The organism is Streptomyces sp. NPDC007872 (assembly GCF_042868165.1).
In the GTDB taxonomy this organism is placed as follows: Bacteria; Actinomycetota; Actinomycetes; order Streptomycetales; family Streptomycetaceae; genus Streptomyces.
The window spans coordinates 166416-181041 of the sequence record NZ_JBIAEA010000007.1 but is presented as its reverse complement, the minus strand read 5'-3'; the positions used below and the strand labels follow the sequence as shown (position 1 = coordinate 181041).

At 74.8% G+C, this 14626-nt stretch carries 12 protein-coding genes; all 12 read right to left on the bottom strand.

What is annotated here, in order from left to right; genetic code table 11:
* Positions 1 to 218: 218 nt before the first annotated feature.
* On the bottom strand, positions 219 to 2333 hold the full coding sequence (locus ACFYNX_RS24675) for a xanthine dehydrogenase family protein molybdopterin-binding subunit (RefSeq protein ID WP_365540275.1): 2115 nt from the start codon (positions 2331 to 2333) through the stop codon (positions 219 to 221).
* A 58-nt stretch (positions 2334 to 2391) separates the two neighbouring features.
* The gene (locus ACFYNX_RS24670) at positions 2392 to 3387 is read right to left on the bottom strand and encodes a xanthine dehydrogenase family protein subunit M (protein WP_365540274.1); all 996 of its coding nucleotides are present in this window, start codon (positions 3385 to 3387) and stop codon (positions 2392 to 2394) included.
* A complete protein-coding gene (locus tag ACFYNX_RS24665) occupies positions 3384 to 3944 on the bottom strand; it encodes a 2Fe-2S iron-sulfur cluster-binding protein (RefSeq protein WP_365540273.1) in 561 nt (186 codons plus the stop codon). Before ACFYNX_RS24665 ends, ACFYNX_RS24670 begins: the two co-directional genes overlap by 4 nt.
* A gap of 137 nt (positions 3945 to 4081) precedes the next feature.
* A complete protein-coding gene (locus ACFYNX_RS24660) occupies positions 4082 to 5077 on the bottom strand; it encodes an endo alpha-1,4 polygalactosaminidase (protein WP_388664182.1) in 996 nt (331 codons plus the stop codon).
* Positions 5074 to 5736, bottom strand: coding sequence for a spherulation-specific family 4 protein (locus tag ACFYNX_RS24655; RefSeq protein ID WP_365540271.1), 663 nt, complete (start codon positions 5734 to 5736; stop codon positions 5074 to 5076). Before ACFYNX_RS24655 ends, ACFYNX_RS24660 begins: the two co-directional genes overlap by 4 nt.
* The gene (locus ACFYNX_RS24650; protein ID WP_365540270.1) at positions 5733 to 6668 is read right to left on the bottom strand and encodes an NAD-dependent epimerase/dehydratase family protein; all 936 of its coding nucleotides are present in this window, start codon (positions 6666 to 6668) and stop codon (positions 5733 to 5735) included. Before ACFYNX_RS24650 ends, ACFYNX_RS24655 begins: the two co-directional genes overlap by 4 nt.
* A 6-nt stretch (positions 6669 to 6674) precedes the next feature.
* Entirely contained in the window at positions 6675 to 7388 is a 714-nt protein-coding gene (locus tag ACFYNX_RS24645) for an NDP-sugar synthase (protein ID WP_388664176.1), read from the bottom strand.
* Between the two features lie 31 nt (positions 7389 to 7419).
* Entirely contained in the window at positions 7420 to 8421 is a 1002-nt protein-coding gene (locus tag ACFYNX_RS24640) for a GDP-mannose 4,6-dehydratase (protein ID WP_365540268.1), read from the bottom strand.
* Positions 8422 to 8488: 67 nt separating this feature from the next.
* Positions 8489 to 9886, bottom strand: a complete 1398-nt coding sequence (locus ACFYNX_RS24635) for a hypothetical protein (protein WP_388664174.1) — start codon at positions 9884 to 9886, stop codon at positions 8489 to 8491.
* Positions 9883 to 11397 carry a GT4 family glycosyltransferase PelF gene (gene pelF / locus ACFYNX_RS24630; RefSeq protein WP_365540266.1) on the bottom strand — a complete coding sequence of 505 codons (1515 nt, stop codon included), beginning with the start codon at positions 11395 to 11397 and terminating at the stop codon, positions 9883 to 9885. Before pelF ends, ACFYNX_RS24635 begins: the two co-directional genes overlap by 4 nt.
* Before the next feature lie 107 nt (positions 11398 to 11504).
* A complete protein-coding gene (locus ACFYNX_RS24625) occupies positions 11505 to 13634 on the bottom strand; it encodes a hypothetical protein (protein WP_388664172.1) in 2130 nt (709 codons plus the stop codon).
* 391 nt (positions 13635 to 14025) lie between these two features.
* Positions 14026 to 14556, bottom strand: a complete 531-nt coding sequence (locus ACFYNX_RS24620) for a hypothetical protein (RefSeq protein ID WP_125660106.1) — start codon at positions 14554 to 14556, stop codon at positions 14026 to 14028.
* Positions 14557 to 14626: the final 70 nt, after the last annotated feature.

Sequence of the window (14626 nt, the reverse complement as noted above, 5' to 3'; positions counted from 1 at the left end):
CGCGGAAACGCAGGTCGGAGGCCGTTCTCTCACATCGAGAGGACGGCCTTTCGTGCGTTCGGGGGCGTCGCGCACCCCGCCCGCGGGCGTCGCCCCGTCCGGATGCGTCTCACCCCGTCCGCGAACGCGCGACCATGCCCTCCAGGGCGCCGCCCTCCGCCGGTACGGTCCCGGGGCGCGGCGGACCGCCGCGCCCCGGGACTGAGACCGGCCCCCTCCTACCGCGTGCGGTCGGCCTCCGACAGGTGCGGCAGGAGCCGGTCCGGGGTCAGGGGCAGGTCGCGCAGGCGCACGCCGGTCGCGTGGTGGACGGCGTTGGCGATCGCCGCGGCCGTGCCGACGATGCCGATCTCCCCGATGCCCTTGCTGCCCATCGGATTGAGGTGGGGGTCGTGCTCGTCCACCCAGTGCGCCTGGATCGCCGGCACGTCCGCGCAGGCCGGCACGTGGTAGGAGGCCAGGTCGCGCTCGGTGTAGTCGCCGAAGGCGGCGTCCATGGTGCTGTGCTCGGTGAGCGCCATGCCGAGGCCCATCGTCATCCCGCCGATGAACTGCGAGCGGGCCGTACGGGAATTGAGGATCCGCCCCGCCGCGTAGACGCCGAGCAGCCGGCTCACCCGGACCTCGCCGGTGACGGTGTCGACGCGGACCTCCGCGAAGTGGGCGCCGAAGGCGTGCCGGGCGTACGGGGAGTCCCCGCCCGTCTCCTCCTCGGTGTCCGCCTCGGCGGTGACCCCCTCGGACGGCAGCGCTCCCGAGCGGTCGGCCAGCGTCTCGCGCAGGGCGGTGCAGGCCTTGTGCACGGCCCAGCCCCAGGAGCCCGTGCCGGAGGAACCGCCCGCCACGGGGGCGTCGGGCAGGACGCTGCTGCCGAGCTCGACCCGCACCGCGTCCAGCGGGACGCCGAGGGCCTCGGCGGCGATCTGGGCCAGGACGGTGCGCGCGCCCGTGCCGATGTCGGTGGCGTCGACCCGTACGGTGTACCGCCCGTCCGGCCCCGCGTGCGCCGACGCCTTGCACGGGCTCAGGAGGACGGGATAGGTGGCCGAGGCGACCCCCGTGCCCCACAGCAGGTCCCCGTCGCGGCGGACGCCCGGCCGGGGGTCGCGGCCCTCCCAGCCGAAGCGCCGCGCGCCCTCCCGCAGGCAGTCGGCAAGGCCCCGGCTGCTGAACGGCTTGCCGCTGTCGGGCTCCGCGTCCGGCTCGTTGCGCAGCCGGAGCTCCACCGGGTCGACGCCCACCGCCCCGGCCAGCTCGTCCATGGCCGACTCCAGGGCGTACATGCCGGACGCCTCGCCCGGCGCCCGCATCCACGACGGGGACGGCACGTCCAGGGCCACCACCCGGTGACCGGTGAAGCTGTGCGGAGAGGTGTACATGGCGCGGGCGGGGACGGCGGCCTGCTCCACGAACTCCTTCACCGTCGACGTCTGGGTGACGACCTCGTGGGAGAGGGCGCTGATCACCCCGTCCTCGGACGCGCCGATGCGCAGGCGCTGGACGGTGGGCGCGCGGTGCCCCACGACCGCCGGGAGCTCCCGGCGGGGCAGGACGAGCCGCACCGGACGGCCGGTGTGCCGGGAGGCCATCGCCGCCAGGACGCACGGGGGCCGGGGCGTGCCCTTCGAGCCGAAGCCGCCGCCGACGAAGGCCGAGACGACCGTGACCCGCTCCGGGGGCAGCTCGAACAGGCCCGCGAGCACGTCCCGTACCGTCGACGCCCCCTGGCTGGAGTCGTACACGGTGAGGCCGCCGTCCTCCCAGCGGGCCGTGGACGCGTGGGGCTCCATCGGATGGTTGTGCAGGGCGCTCATGGAGTACGTCGCGTCGATCCGCACCGGGGAGGCGGTGAACGCCGCGGCGAAGTCGCCGCGCTCGCGCACGGCCGGATGGCCGCCGTTGGCCTCCTCCGGCGTGTAGAGGTCCGGGTGGTCGGCGCGCAGCAGGACGTCGTGGTCCTCGGTGGCGTACTCGACGTCGAGGGCCTCGGCGGCCTCGCGCGCGATCTCCGGTGTGTCGGCGACGACGACGGCCACGTACCAGCCGCGGTGCGGCACCCGGTCGTCCTGGAGCAGCAGGAGCGTCGGGTCGTCCGACGCGCCGAGCCGGGGCGCGTTCTCGTGGGTGAGCACGGCGCGCACGCCGGGGCGCTCCAGGACCGCGTCGGCGTGCACGGCGGTGACCCGGCCGCGGGCGACGGTGGCGGGCACGGGGCAGGCGTGGAGGCAGCCGGACGGCGTCCGGTCGACGGCGTAGCGGGCCTCGCCCGTCACCTTCTGCCGGGCGTCGCGGCGGACGGCCCCCGTCGTCGGCCGCACGAGCTGGCTGGTCATGGCGCGGTGCCTCCTGTGGTGGGCGTCGGATGGACGGGCTGGGGGGACGGGCGGGTGGTCAGGCCGTGTCGGCGCGGGACGCGAGGTCGTGCAGCACGCTCACGGCGAGGTTGCGGGCGAGGGGGACCTTGAAGCCGTTGTCGCGCAGCGGCTCGGCGGCGGCGAGCTCGGCGTCGGCGGCCCGCTGATACGTCTCGGCGGTCGCCGGGGCGCCGCGCAGCACCTCCTCCGCCGCGCGGGCCCGCCAGGGCTTGTGGGCCAGACCGCCGAAGGCGAGGGCCGCGTGCCCGATCCGCCCGTCCTCGACGGTCAGGACGGCGGCGACGGAGGCGAGCGCGAAGGCGTACGAGGCGCGGTCGCGGGCCTTGCGGTAGGTGCCGCGCGCGCCGGCCGGGGGCGCGGGCAGCGTCACGCCGGTGATCAGCTCGCCGTCCTCGATGACGGTGTCCCGGTCCGGACGGTCGCCGGGCAGCCGGTGGAACTCCGCGACCGGCACCGTCCGCTCGCCGGCCGGCCCGCGCAGCCGGACCTCCGCGTCCAGGGCGGCGAGGGCGACCGCCATGTCCGACGGGTGCGTGGCGACGCAGTGGGCGGAGTGGCCGAGCACGGCGAGGTCGCGGTGGACCCCTTCCCTGGCCGGGCAGCCCGAGCCGGGCACGCGCTTGTTGCACGGCTTCGACGCGTCCTGGAAGTACGGGCAGCGGGTGCGCTGGAGCAGGTTGCCCCCGGTGGTGGCCGCGTTCCGCAACTGCGGGGAGGCGCCGGCCAGGAGGGCCTGCGAGAGGGCGGGGTAGCGCTCGCGCACGAGCGGATGGGCGGCCACGTCGCTGTTGCGCGCGGTCGCGCCGACGTGCAGGCCTCCCGCGGCGGTCTCCTCGACGGCGTCGAGCGGCAGACCGTTGATGTCGATGAGCAGCGGCGGCCCCGCGACCCCCAGTTTCATCAGGTCCACGAGGTTGGTCCCGCCCGCGAGGAACCGGGCGCCGGGCTGGGCCGCGAACCGGTCGATGGCCTCCTCGGTGCGCTCCGGCCGGACGTACGCGAAGGGCTTCACCGCGCGGCCTCCTCGATCGCGTCGACGATGTTCGGATAGGCGCCGCAGCGGCAGATGTTCCCGCTCATGCGCTCGCGGATCTCCTCCGGCGTGAGGGGCACCGGGCCGTCCGGCGACCGCTCGGGCGGCGTCACGTACGACGGCTGCCCGTCGGCGGCCTCGTCGAGGAGGGCGACGGCCGAGCAGATCTGCCCGGGGGTGCAGTAGCCGCACTGCAACGCGTCCCGGGCGACGAAGGCCTCCTGGACCGGATGGAGCCGGTCGCCGTCGGCGAGCCCCTCGACCGTGGTGACGGACGCGCCCGCGCAGGCGACGGCGAGCAGCAGACAGCCGTTCACCCGCCGCCCGTCGAGGAGCACGGTGCACGCCCCGCACTGCCCGTGGTCGCAGCCCTTCTTCGAACCGGTGAGGTCCAGGTGGTCGCGCAGGGCGTCCAGAAGGGTGGTGCGGTTGTCCACGGTGAGGGTCCGGTCCTTGCCGTTGACCCGCAGGGTGAGGGTGGAAGCGGCCTCGGGAGGGACACCTGTGACCCGGCCCGCCGCTGTGCTCCGGTCCACGGATCGGTCCACGGATTCCACAGGTCCTCCTCCTCGCCTTCGCCTGCGTCGACGGTATGCGAGGGGCGTCTGCCCCGCCCGTCGTGAGGCATGCGGGCGGCTTCACCGAGGTCGGGAGGACAGAAGGCGGTTCCGGATCAGCAGGGCTTCCGCCACACGTCCAGCTCCGGGTTCTTCAGCATCGACGACAGGCGCAGGGAGCGGGACCGGGGGCAGAAGCGGGACGGGGGCTCCTCGTACTCCACGTGGAAGACCGCCTTGCCCGCCGCGATGAAGGGTTCGAGCAGGCCGCACTCGTCGAACTGGGCGCACTCCTCGTTGACCGCGAAGTCGAAGTGGTCCACCAGGCGGGGGATCTGGGGGAGGTCGTTCTTGAGGCCCACCGCCAGGCCGCGTTCGTGGGCGATGTCCGCGATCACGCGGTTGTAGCGGAGCTGGTCGTCCGCCGTCAGCGGGAAGCCGGTGTCGTTGCCGTAGCCCTCCACCAGGTCCGGTTCCACCGCGTCGAAGCCCTTGTCGCGGCACATGTCGAACCGCCGTTCCATCAGGGGGCGCAGGACGTCCACGCGGCGGATGTCCAGCCAGCGTTCGCCGTGCCAGCCGTTGGGGCCGCCCAGGACGGACTCGGGGAAGGCGTCCCGGTCGGGGCGGTAGTCCTCCCAGGCGCCCACGTTGACGTAACAGATCACCTTCCGCCCGTCCCGGTGCAGCCGGGCCACGTCGGCGGCGCTGTTCTCGAAGCCGTCGATGTCGTACACCGGCACGTCGACCGACGGGTCCACCCTGCCGTCGAGCTGCCACTGCCAGGAGAGGCCGGGGCGCGGCCGCCAGCGCGCGCCGGACGCGGGAGGACGGGTGGGCGTGCGGTCCGGCGCGGGCCGGGTGGTCGTCGGCCGGCCGGACGTGGGGGCGGGCGTGGGGCCGGGCGGGCGGGACGTCGTCGGGCCGCCGGTCGTGGGGGCGGGCGTCGAGGGGGGTGCGGGGCCCGTCGGCCGGGCGGTCGAGGAAGGGTTCGTGCCCGGTCCGCCCGTGCCCGCGCCCCCGGCCGGTCCCTCCGGTTCCCCCGAGCAGCCCGCCAGGACGGTCAGGGCCAGGAGCGCGGCCGTGAGGACCGCGCCCGGTCGCCGCCTCACCGGTCCGCCTCCGCCAGGGCCGGCGTCAGCCCCGCCCACGGGTTCGGCGGCTCGCCCGTGACCGGGCCGCAGACCCCCGCGCCCCGTTCGCGCGCGGTGCGCACGGCCAGCGGGACGAGCGGGGCGGGCACCCCGTACACCAGGTGGCAGAGCCGTTCGGACGGTGACCGCGCCGTCCACGACGGGCGGCTGAACGTCGAGACGTACGTCGACCAGTGGCCCTCGAAGGTGACCGTCAGGTCCGCGAGCCGTACGTAACCGGGGGCGGGGTGCACCCCCGGGTTGATGACCACGGGGGAGACGCCCTCCCTGCGCAGCGAACGCACCACGCGCCGGGCGGCCGGCAGGCCGTCGCGCCCCGCCGTCGTCTGGTCCAGGAAGCAGCCGTCCACCCCGTACCACTCGCGGTGCCGGAGCGCCTCCTCGGTGATGACCTCCGCGTCGCGCATGCCGTAGTCCGTGTCCACGTAGCCGAGCAGCCGGGCCCCCGCGGAGCGCAGCGCGCGGGCCGCGGCGGCGAACGCCGGGTCCGGCGCGTCGCCGGGGCCGCTCGCCGGGTTGAGCACGACGGCGTAGGTGTGCGCGGCGCCGTTGATCAGCCGGTTCCAGGCGTCCGGGTCCTCGGCCGGGTGGACGTACAGCGGGATCAGCAGGCTCACGACGCCGCCGCCCCGTCGGTCACGAAGGACCGGGGCCGGGCCTCCCACAGCGCCGAGAGCGACGCGTCGAGGGAGTGGGCCGGGGCCCAGCCCAGGGCGGCGGCTGCCGCGGCGATGTCCGAGCACTGCCAGGACACGCGCGCGGACCGCTCCGAACCGCCCCCGTCCGCGCCCGACTCCACGATCCGGCCGCGGAACCCGGCCGCGTCCGCGAGCCGCCGCACCAACTCCCGTACGGGAAGCGCCTCGCCGCCGCCGACGTTCAGGACCGGCGGCAGCGGCCCCGGCGCGGTCGCCGCCCGTTCCACCGCGCGCGCCACGTCCCGTACGTCCACGAAGTCGCGGTACGCGGAGAGGTCGCCGAGCCGCAGCTCCCCCTCCGGATCCCCGGGATCCGCCACCTCGGCGAGCAGCGCGGCCACCCGGCCCGGCAGGCCCGTGGCGGGCGCCCCGGCGCCCACCGGATTGCCCACCCGCAGCACCACCGCGTCGAGCCCCGACGACGTCACCGCCACCGTCCCCGCCAGCTTGGTCGCCCCGTACGGCCCCGCCGGGGCGCACGGCTCCGACTCGGTCACCCGCAGACCGGGCGTGCCAGGCCCGTACTCGGCGGCCGACCCCAGGTGGACGAGGCGGGCTTCGGGGGCGGCCTCGCGCAGGGCCGCGCACAGGGCGGCCGGTCCGCGCGCGTTCACCTCCGCGAGCGTGACGGCGTCGCCGCCGGTCGCGCCCGCGCAGTTGACCACGGCGTCGGGCGCGGCCTTCGCGAGCGCCCCCGCCAGGAGGTACGGGCGGTCGGCGGCGAGGTCGACGGCCACGTCGGCCCCCGGGGAACGGCCGCCGACGAGGACCCGCGCGCCCGGGAGGGCGCGCAGTCGCTCGGTGACGTGGCCGCCCAGGTATCCGCCGGCGCCGAGGACGAGGATGCGCATTGCTGTTCAGGCTCCCTTGAGCAGGAGGGACTTGCGGCTGGTGAACTCCGCGTTGGCCCGGTCGTAGTCGTCGGGACGGCCGATGTCCAGCCAGTAGCCGTCGAAGTCGTAGGCGTGCGGGGGCGTCTCGGCGGCGAGCAGGTCGAGCACCAGCTCGTCGAAGCCGAGGGGGAGCCCCGGGGTGTAGGCGTCGAGGGTCCTCCGCGAGACGCCGTACACCCCCATGGACACCCGGTAGTCGATGCTGGGCTTCTCGGTGAAGGCCACCACCCGGCTGTCGTCGGTGGTCAGCACCCCGAAGTCGATGTGCACCTTGCGGGCGTACGTGGCGATGGTCAGCGGCGCGTCCGACGTCTCGTGCCGGCGCAGCACGTCGGCGTAGTCGAGGTCGGTGAGCACGTCGCCGTTCATGACGAGGAAGTGCTCCGGCAGCCGGTCCCGCAGGTTGAGCAGCGGACCCATGGTGCCGAGCGGGTTCTCCTCGGTGGCGTAGTCGATGCTCAGGCCCCACTGCGAACCGTCGCCCACGTAGGCCCGGATGATCTCGCCGAGGTGTCCGATGGCGAGGGTGCAGTGGGTGAAGCCGGCCTGGGACAACTGGCGCAGCACGATCTCCAGGATCGCGTGCTGGTCGCCGATGGGGACGAGCGGCTTGGGCAGCGCGGTGGTGTACGGCCGCAGCCGGACGCCCTTTCCACCGGCCAGGATCACAGCGTGCATGGCATACCTCCTGCGGGACGTGCCGGACGGGTCAGATGTTGTAGATGCCGGTCTTGTAGCGGGCCAGGTTCGCGGGGTCGGTGAACCACTCGGCGGTCCGCGCGAGGCCCTCCTCCAGGGAGTGGTCCGGCTGCCAGCCGGTCGCCGCGGTCAGCCGGGACGCGTCCGCGACCAGCCGCATCACCTCGGAGTCGGCCGGCCGCAGCCGGGCCGCGTCCTCGCGGACGTCGAGCGGGGTGTCCATGACCTTCCCGATCAGCGCGACCAGGTCGCCGACGGAGATCTCGCCGCCCGTGCCCGCGTTGAAGGTGCGGCCCACGACGTCCTCCGCCGGGGCCGTGCCCACCGCGAGGAACGCCCGCGCGGTGTCCTTCACGTAGGTGAAGTCCCGCGTGGGGCGCAGGTCCCCGAGGGTGAGGGTGCGCTCCCCGGCCGCCACCTGGCCGATGACGGTGGGGATCACGGCCCGCATCGACTGCCGGGGACCGAAGGTGTTGAACGGGCGGAGCGTCACCACGGGGGTGCCGAAGCTGGCGTGGTAGCTGTCCGCGAGCCGGTCGCCGCCCGCCTTCGAAGCAGCGTACGGGGACTGGGTGTTGATGGGGTGGTCCTCGGTGATCGGGACCGTCTGCGCCGTGCCGTACGTCTCGCTGGTCGAGGTGTGCACCAGGCGGGGCGTCCCCAGGGCGCGCACGGCTTCGAGGACGTTGAGGGTGCCGGTCACGTTGGTGTCCACGTAACTGTGCGGCGCCTGGTAGGAGTACGGGATCGCGATGAGCGCGGCCAGGTGGTACGCGCAGTCGGCGCCGTCGAGCAGGCCGCGCACCGAGCCCGGGTCGCGGACGTCGCCGAGCACGATCTCCACCTGGTCGAGGACCTCGGGGGAGAGGGTCTCCAGCCAGCCGTACGAGGAGAACGAGTTGTACTGGGCCATGGCCCTGACCCGGTGGCCGGAGGCGACGAGCGCCTCCGTGAGGTGCGAGCCGATGAACCCTTCGGCCCCGGTGACGGCGGCGAGCGGTGCGGAGGTCAACTCTTCGGTCCTTTCGACAGGAACAGATCGGGACGGTGGTCGTGCGTGACGAGCGGCGGGTGGTCCGTCAGGCGTGCGGGGACGGCCGGCCCAGGAGGGCGACGACACAGGCCGCCAGGCAGACCGCGGCCGCGGCGCAGACCGACGGCAGCACGGCGGACCCGTCGGGCAGGTCCGCCCGGGTGATGAGCACGGCGCCCGCGGCGGTCGTCAGACAGACCACCGCCGGCGGCCAGGCCACGCCGAACGCCTGGAGCAGGAGGGCGGCCCACAGCACCGCCGCGAGGGAGAGCAGCGCGACCGGCCCGGAGCCCAGGAGCAGCGCGGGGACCAGCAGGAGCATCAGGTAGCAGACGAGACAGAGGGCGAGGACGCCGGAGGAGCGGAACAGGAACGCCCGCGGGGTCGCGCTGGCGCGCAGCGCGGCGACCGACCAGCCCCGGTAGCGGTAGAGCAGCCACTCCGCCGGGCCCATGCTCAGCGTCAGGACGATGACCGCGTACGCGTCCTGGCGGCCCTCCAGGGTCACGAGCACCGCCGCCGCGAGCCCGAACAGGCCGTACGGCACGGAGCCGCGCAGCTTGGGGCGCGGGCCCCCGGCGGCCGGGACGGCGAGGCCGGAGGCCAGGACCCGCAGGGCGACGGCGAGCGTGGCGAGGAGCGCGAGCAGCGGGAAGGTGAGCCGCAGCAGGGTGCCGGGCTCCCACCAGGGCAGCACCGCGGCGCCGGCGATCAGCGGGCTGAGCGCGGCGAGCAGCAGTCGCTCCCGGCCGAGCACGAGCAGGACGCCCGCCGCCGCCAGGTACAGCGACTGGGCCGCCGCCGCGACGGTGGCCGGGCCGCCCCCGGCGGGGATCGCGGCGAGGCCGGTGGCCACGCACGCCCCGAGCAGGGAACCGGCGAGCAGCGTGCGCGACGCCTCCCGCCTCCCCGTGGTGAGCCGCAGGTGCGCCCGGTGCCCGAGCCCCTGCCCCCACGCCCAGGAGACGACGCCCGCCGTGATCAGGACGGGGGCGTGCTCGTCGATGCGCCACAGCGGGCCGGTGAGCAGATAGGCCAGGGCCGGGAGTGCGAACAGTACGCCGCGCAGCAGGCAGCGGACCGTGTCCGGCCGCCACGGGTCGGGCGGCGCGGCCGGCTCGGGGAACGCCCGGGGCACCCGCTCGTACAGCGCCGCCGCCAGCGAGAACAGGGTGGGATGGCCGTACCGCTCCTTGATCACGGAGGCGGACAGGCCGTCCGCCTCCAGGAGCGCGGCCACCTCGTAGGGGTGGACGGCCGGGCCGACGCGGTCCGCGAGTTCGGCGGCGAGCGCGCTGACCGCCTCCTCGTCGGGGCCCTTCGAGGGGAGCCGGATCGCGAGCGTCGCGTCGTCCAGGAAGCGACGGGGGCGCGGCACGGCCAGGCGGATGGCGAGCGTGTCCTGCTCGGCCCCGCCGGGTTCGAGGAACATCGGGCCGCTCATCCGGCGAGGCTCCTCGTGCCGCTGGCCACCGGGACGGGCAGCACGATCCGGACGGGCTCCGACCGCCGTCCGCCGGCGGCCAGTTCGTGGTAGATCGCGCGGAAGGTGTCGACGGTCTGCCGGAGGGTGAACCGTTCGATCACCCGCAGCCGGGCCGCCTCGCCCATCGCCCGGCGCCGGGCCGCGTCGCCGAGGAGGGCGAGCGCGGCGTCCGCCATCGCGGCCGGGTCGCGCGGCGGCACCACGAGCCCGGTGTCGCCGACGGCCTCCCGGACCCCGCCGACGTCGGTGGAGACGGTCGCGCGCCCGCACGACATCGCCTCGATCAGGGTGAAGGGGAAGCCCTCGCTGATGCTGGACAGCATCACGACGTTGCCGGCCGCGTAGGCGTCCTTGATGTCGTCGACGCGTCCCTCGAAGGTCACCGCGTCCGCGTGGCCGAGCTCGGCCGCCAGGGCCTCGCAGCGCTCCCGGTAGGCCTCTCCGCCCCGGGGCGTGCCGCCGAAGAGCCGCAGCCGGACGGCGGGCATCCGCTCCCGGACCAGGGCGAGGGCGCGGATCAGGGTCTCCAGGTCCTTGATCGGGTCCACGCGCCCGGCCCAACTGAGGGTGGGGGCGTCCGGCTCGGGTCCCGCGGGCGGGAAGGCGGCGGGGTCGACGCCGTTGTAGACGGTGCGGATCGCCTCGGGGGCGGCGCCGCCCTCCTCCTCCCACAGCCGGTTGTAGCGGTTGCCCGGGGTGATCAGGGCCGCCCGGCGGTAGCTCTCCTCCGCGAGCAGCCGGAAGAAGCCCAGGATCACGGCCTTCACCGGCCAGCGGTAGGGGGCGGTGCGGTAGCCGAGGTAGCGCTCGCGCAGGTACACGCCGTGTTCGGTGAGCAGCAGCGGCACCCCGTTCCGTTCGAGGGCGGCGAGGCCCGGAAGGGCGGCCACCCCGCCGCTGACGGCGTGCGCGACCCCCTCCGCGGGCGGCGGCGCGGACAGCGGCCGCAGCGCGTGTTCGAGCAGGGCCGTGGCGGTGAGCGCGTCGTGCACGGTCGGCCCGGCCTCCCGCACGGCGATGCCCGGCCGCCGCCACACGGAGGTGAGCACCGAGATCGCCGCGTCGCTCCGCAGGAACGGGCTGAGCCGCCCGTCCCCGGCGGCGTGCGCGAGGGCGTACAGGGCGGGGCCGAAGCCGGCCTCGGCACCCGGGTCGAGCAGCGCCGTCAGGAACTTCTCGTAGGCGTCGGCCAGTTGTCTGCCGGCCCTGCCGCGGGGCGGCCGGCCCTCCGGCGCCGGGCCCCACATGGGGACGGACAGGACGCGGGAGACGTGCGGCGGCAGGTCCCAGGCGAGCGGTTCGCGGCCGGAGCCGGTGACGGCGAGGACGTCGAAGTCGACGTCCGGCATGCCGGTGACGAGCTGGTCGCACCAGACGCTGACGCCCCCGTGGCTGTGCGGGTAGGTGCCTTCGGTCAGGAGGGTGACGCGCGGGGCGCCGGAGCGCCGCGCGGCGCGGTGTACGTGCATGGGTGTGGACTCCACGGCCGTGGTGGGAGTGGTCGTGCCGGTCCCGGCCGCCGGTGGGCGGCCGGGACCTCGCCGCCCGGACGGGGACGGCGCCGGCGGTGCGGTGGTCAGCCGTTCGCGCCGGGGGTGACCGGGTCGGCCACGCCCGCGGGGATCCGGGCGGCCGGGGCCGGAGCCGCGACCCGCGCCGGGGCGGGACCGGCCGCCGTCAGGGCCTGGACGTAGGGAACCTCCAGGGCCAGCGAGGTGCCCGCGAGGGACGTCCAGCCGGAGCGCCCGCCCGCGTACGCCTCGCCGAAGGCGGAGCCGTCGGGCCGCAGGGTGCCCTCGGGCACGGTCACCGGAGCCGTCGTGCCGCTCGGGCCCTCGACGGTCACCGTCTCGCCGATGCGGTACGCGGTGACCTGGCCGCTCTGGACGGCCGTGCGCCAGGCGGAGCGCCGCTGGAGCTCCTGGCCGATGTCCTTCATCCGCAGGTTCACCACCGGGGTGCTCGGGGCGAACAGCGCGTCGTACGCGTCGAGGACGCCGTCCAGGACCGGGTAGGCGATGCGGTCCTCGGCCAGGTTCGACTGGTGGATGAAGTGCGGCTTGGGGTCGTTGGCGAGGACGTGGCCCAGGGCGATCTGCCGCTCCAGGGGCACGATGTGGTTCGTGTAGCCGGTGGCGGGGTCGAGCGGGGCGCCCAGGCAGGTGGTGGTGGCCGGGTTGTCCTCGCAGATCCCGCTGCCGCCCTGCGCGCGGCTGGTGTAGATCCAGTTGTACTCGTCGACCTGCTCGGCCGCCCGGCCCGCGTTGTAGAAGACGTTCATCGGGTAGCGGGGGACCGTCGTGGCGGTGCCGACCTGGCGCTGGCCGGGTTCACGGGAGTTGTCCGAGCCCAGCCAGCCGATGCCGTTGTCCCCGAGGGCCGGCCCCAGGTTGGGGTTGTCGACGTTCTGCTGGGGAAGGACGCGCAGCCCGGAGTGCTCGCCGGTGACCAGCTCGTCGTTCTGCAGCGGGAGTCCGGCGGTCTGGCCCCACACGCGGTTGAGCGCGATCTCGTCGGAGACGCTCTGCCGGGAGACCCACTTGATCGAGCCGTTCGGGTGGGTGGCGCACTGCCACGGCACCACGCTCGTGTTCTGCTCGCAGCCGAGGAAGGCGTGCGTGTAGGTGTGGTTGATCCAGCGGAAGTCGTTGCGCTTGGCGACGAACCGGTCGGCCAGCGGGTCCGCGCCGTTGTTGTCCGCGCGGAAGTCGACGGTGCCGGCGGCGTTGTACGCCATGTCCAGGGTGAAGCCGCGGGAGGTCTGCCAGGAGGCGGCGTGGTCCACGTCGGCGGCCGTCATCCGGATCGGGTCCGGCACCGCGTCGGGGTCGGTGCAGTCCACGTCGCCGGGCGTGCAGTTGAGCGTGGAGTTCCAGCGGTCGTCCGCCGCGAACACGTCGTCGACGTGGACGGCGAAGTAGTTCCGGGAGGAGCCCAGGTGGGTCCCGCCGGTCATCCACTCCACGATGCCGCGGGAGAGCAGGCGGAACTGCTGCTGGTACTGGTTGTAGACGAAGGTGACGACCAGCTCGCGGCGCCCGTCGTGCCGGTACTCGCCGACCAGGGACCCGCGCTTGGTCGTCCCGGGTATCGCGGCCTCGACGTACGGGGTGAAGTCCGCGCCCGCCGCCGGAGTCGACAGGTAGGCGTAACTCTCTCCCACCGCGGGCGAGTTGTCCTCGAAGGGCACGGCGCCTTCGAGGTAGCCGAACGGCCCCGAGAGCCCGGCGGCGGTCGTCTGGGCCCGCACCCCGTCGAGGCTCCCCGCGTACCCGCCGTAGACGGCGTACTGGAGGCCGACCTCGGGCCGGGCGTAGGTGTACGCGTCGACCTGCGGGATGTCGTAGGTCCGCTCGTAGTTCGCGAGCGCGGTCATCTCCGCGGAGCCGGCCGGGAACGGGTTGTCGTTCGGCAGGACGACGGCCTGGAACTTGGCCCGGTTCCGGTCGCCCACGGTGTCCGCCAGGTAGCCGGCGTCGATGACGGGCCGGTCGGCGCGGTTGAGGTCGACCTTCGTGTACGGCGTTCCCGCGGCGTCCAGTTCGGCGGCGATGGCCTCGGTGGCCGGGCCGCCGTCGGTCACGACCAGGACCCGCAGGTCGATGCGGGGTTCCGGTTCGGACGCCTGCGCCGAGGCGCCCGGCAGGGTCAGGGCGGCGACGAGCGCGCCCGTGGTGAACAGAGTGGTGCCTATGAGCCGCTTCATGCGGTGGTGTCCCCTCCCGGAGCAGGGGTGGGTACGGCTCCGAGGAGCGGACGCACCCCCTCGTGGGCGCCGGCATCCCCCTCGAAGGCCGGTCGTCCACGCATCCGTCGCGTCAAATGGTGAGGTATCTGTGGAGCTTTTGTGGTCCCGTCGCGAAAGGTGGCGAAAAAACGTGGGCTCCCGGGGCGGGGGTTCCGGTGTGACCATCGGTGCGGAAGGCGCCCCGGGGCTCGGTCGTCCTCCCGCCCGGGACCCGGGGCGCAGGTGGGAGAGGGTGGAGCGGCGCCGGTGGACCGTGGGGCCGCCGCAGCGGCCGTCATTGGTGTAGACCGGTGGATCGGGCGGGGGCGGAGTCTGTTTTCGGACGCGCCCCCGCCCGGCCGTCGGTCCGTCAGGCGCAGAGGACGCGGGTCTCGGGCGTGTAGACCGGACCGCCGCTCGCGCTGGAGCTGTCGCTGAACTCGGCGTAGAAGTACGAGTAGAAGCCGATGTTGCCGTTGCAGCCGGAGTCGGCGGCGACCTGGAGGGTCAGGGTCACGGTCCTGCTCTGGCCGGGCGGCACGGTGGTCCCGTAGTTGCCGCCGAGGTTGGCGGGGCCGGTGCCGGCGCAGGGGGTGCTGCCGCCGGGGCCGGCGAGCGAACAGCCGCTGAAGGAGTACTTCAGGTCCGGGCGCTGGGTGGTCAGCCAGGTCGGGTCGATCGTCTGGTAGACGAACCAGATGTCGTGGGTCTTGTTGTTCGTCAGCGTCATGGACAGGTTCACCGTGCCGCCGGGGGTGGTCGTGGCGGCGTCGGTGCTGAACGACAGCTCGGCGGGGGCGAGCGACGCGGAGGCGCTCGCGGCCGGGGCCAGGCCGAACACGGCGAGGAAGAGGGCGAGGACGGCGGTGAGACCCAGGCGTCTCGTGAGGTGGGATCGCATGGCCCGGGAGGCTAGGGACGGCTGCGGCCCGGCGTCTGCCCCCGCGCGGGCGGACCGGGCGCGCGACGGC

Coding starts and splice junctions, on each gene's coding strand:
- ACFYNX_RS24675 (WP_365540275.1), bottom strand. CDS start 2,333: ATGACCAGCCAGCTCGTGCGGCCGACGACGGGGGCCGTCCGCCGCGAC.
- ACFYNX_RS24650 (WP_365540270.1), bottom strand. CDS start 6,668: ATGCGCATCCTCGTCCTCGGCGCCGGCGGATACCTGGGCGGCCACGTC.
- ACFYNX_RS24645 (WP_388664176.1), bottom strand. CDS start 7,388: ATGCACGCTGTGATCCTGGCCGGTGGAAAGGGCGTCCGGCTGCGGCCG.
- ACFYNX_RS24635 (WP_388664174.1), bottom strand. CDS start 9,886: ATGAGCGGCCCGATGTTCCTCGAACCCGGCGGGGCCGAGCAGGACACG.
- pelF (WP_365540266.1), bottom strand. CDS start 11,397: ATGCACGTACACCGCGCCGCGCGGCGCTCCGGCGCCCCGCGCGTCACC.
- ACFYNX_RS24625 (WP_388664172.1), bottom strand. CDS start 13,634: ATGAAGCGGCTCATAGGCACCACTCTGTTCACCACGGGCGCGCTCGTC.
- ACFYNX_RS24620 (WP_125660106.1), bottom strand. CDS start 14,556: ATGCGATCCCACCTCACGAGACGCCTGGGTCTCACCGCCGTCCTCGCC.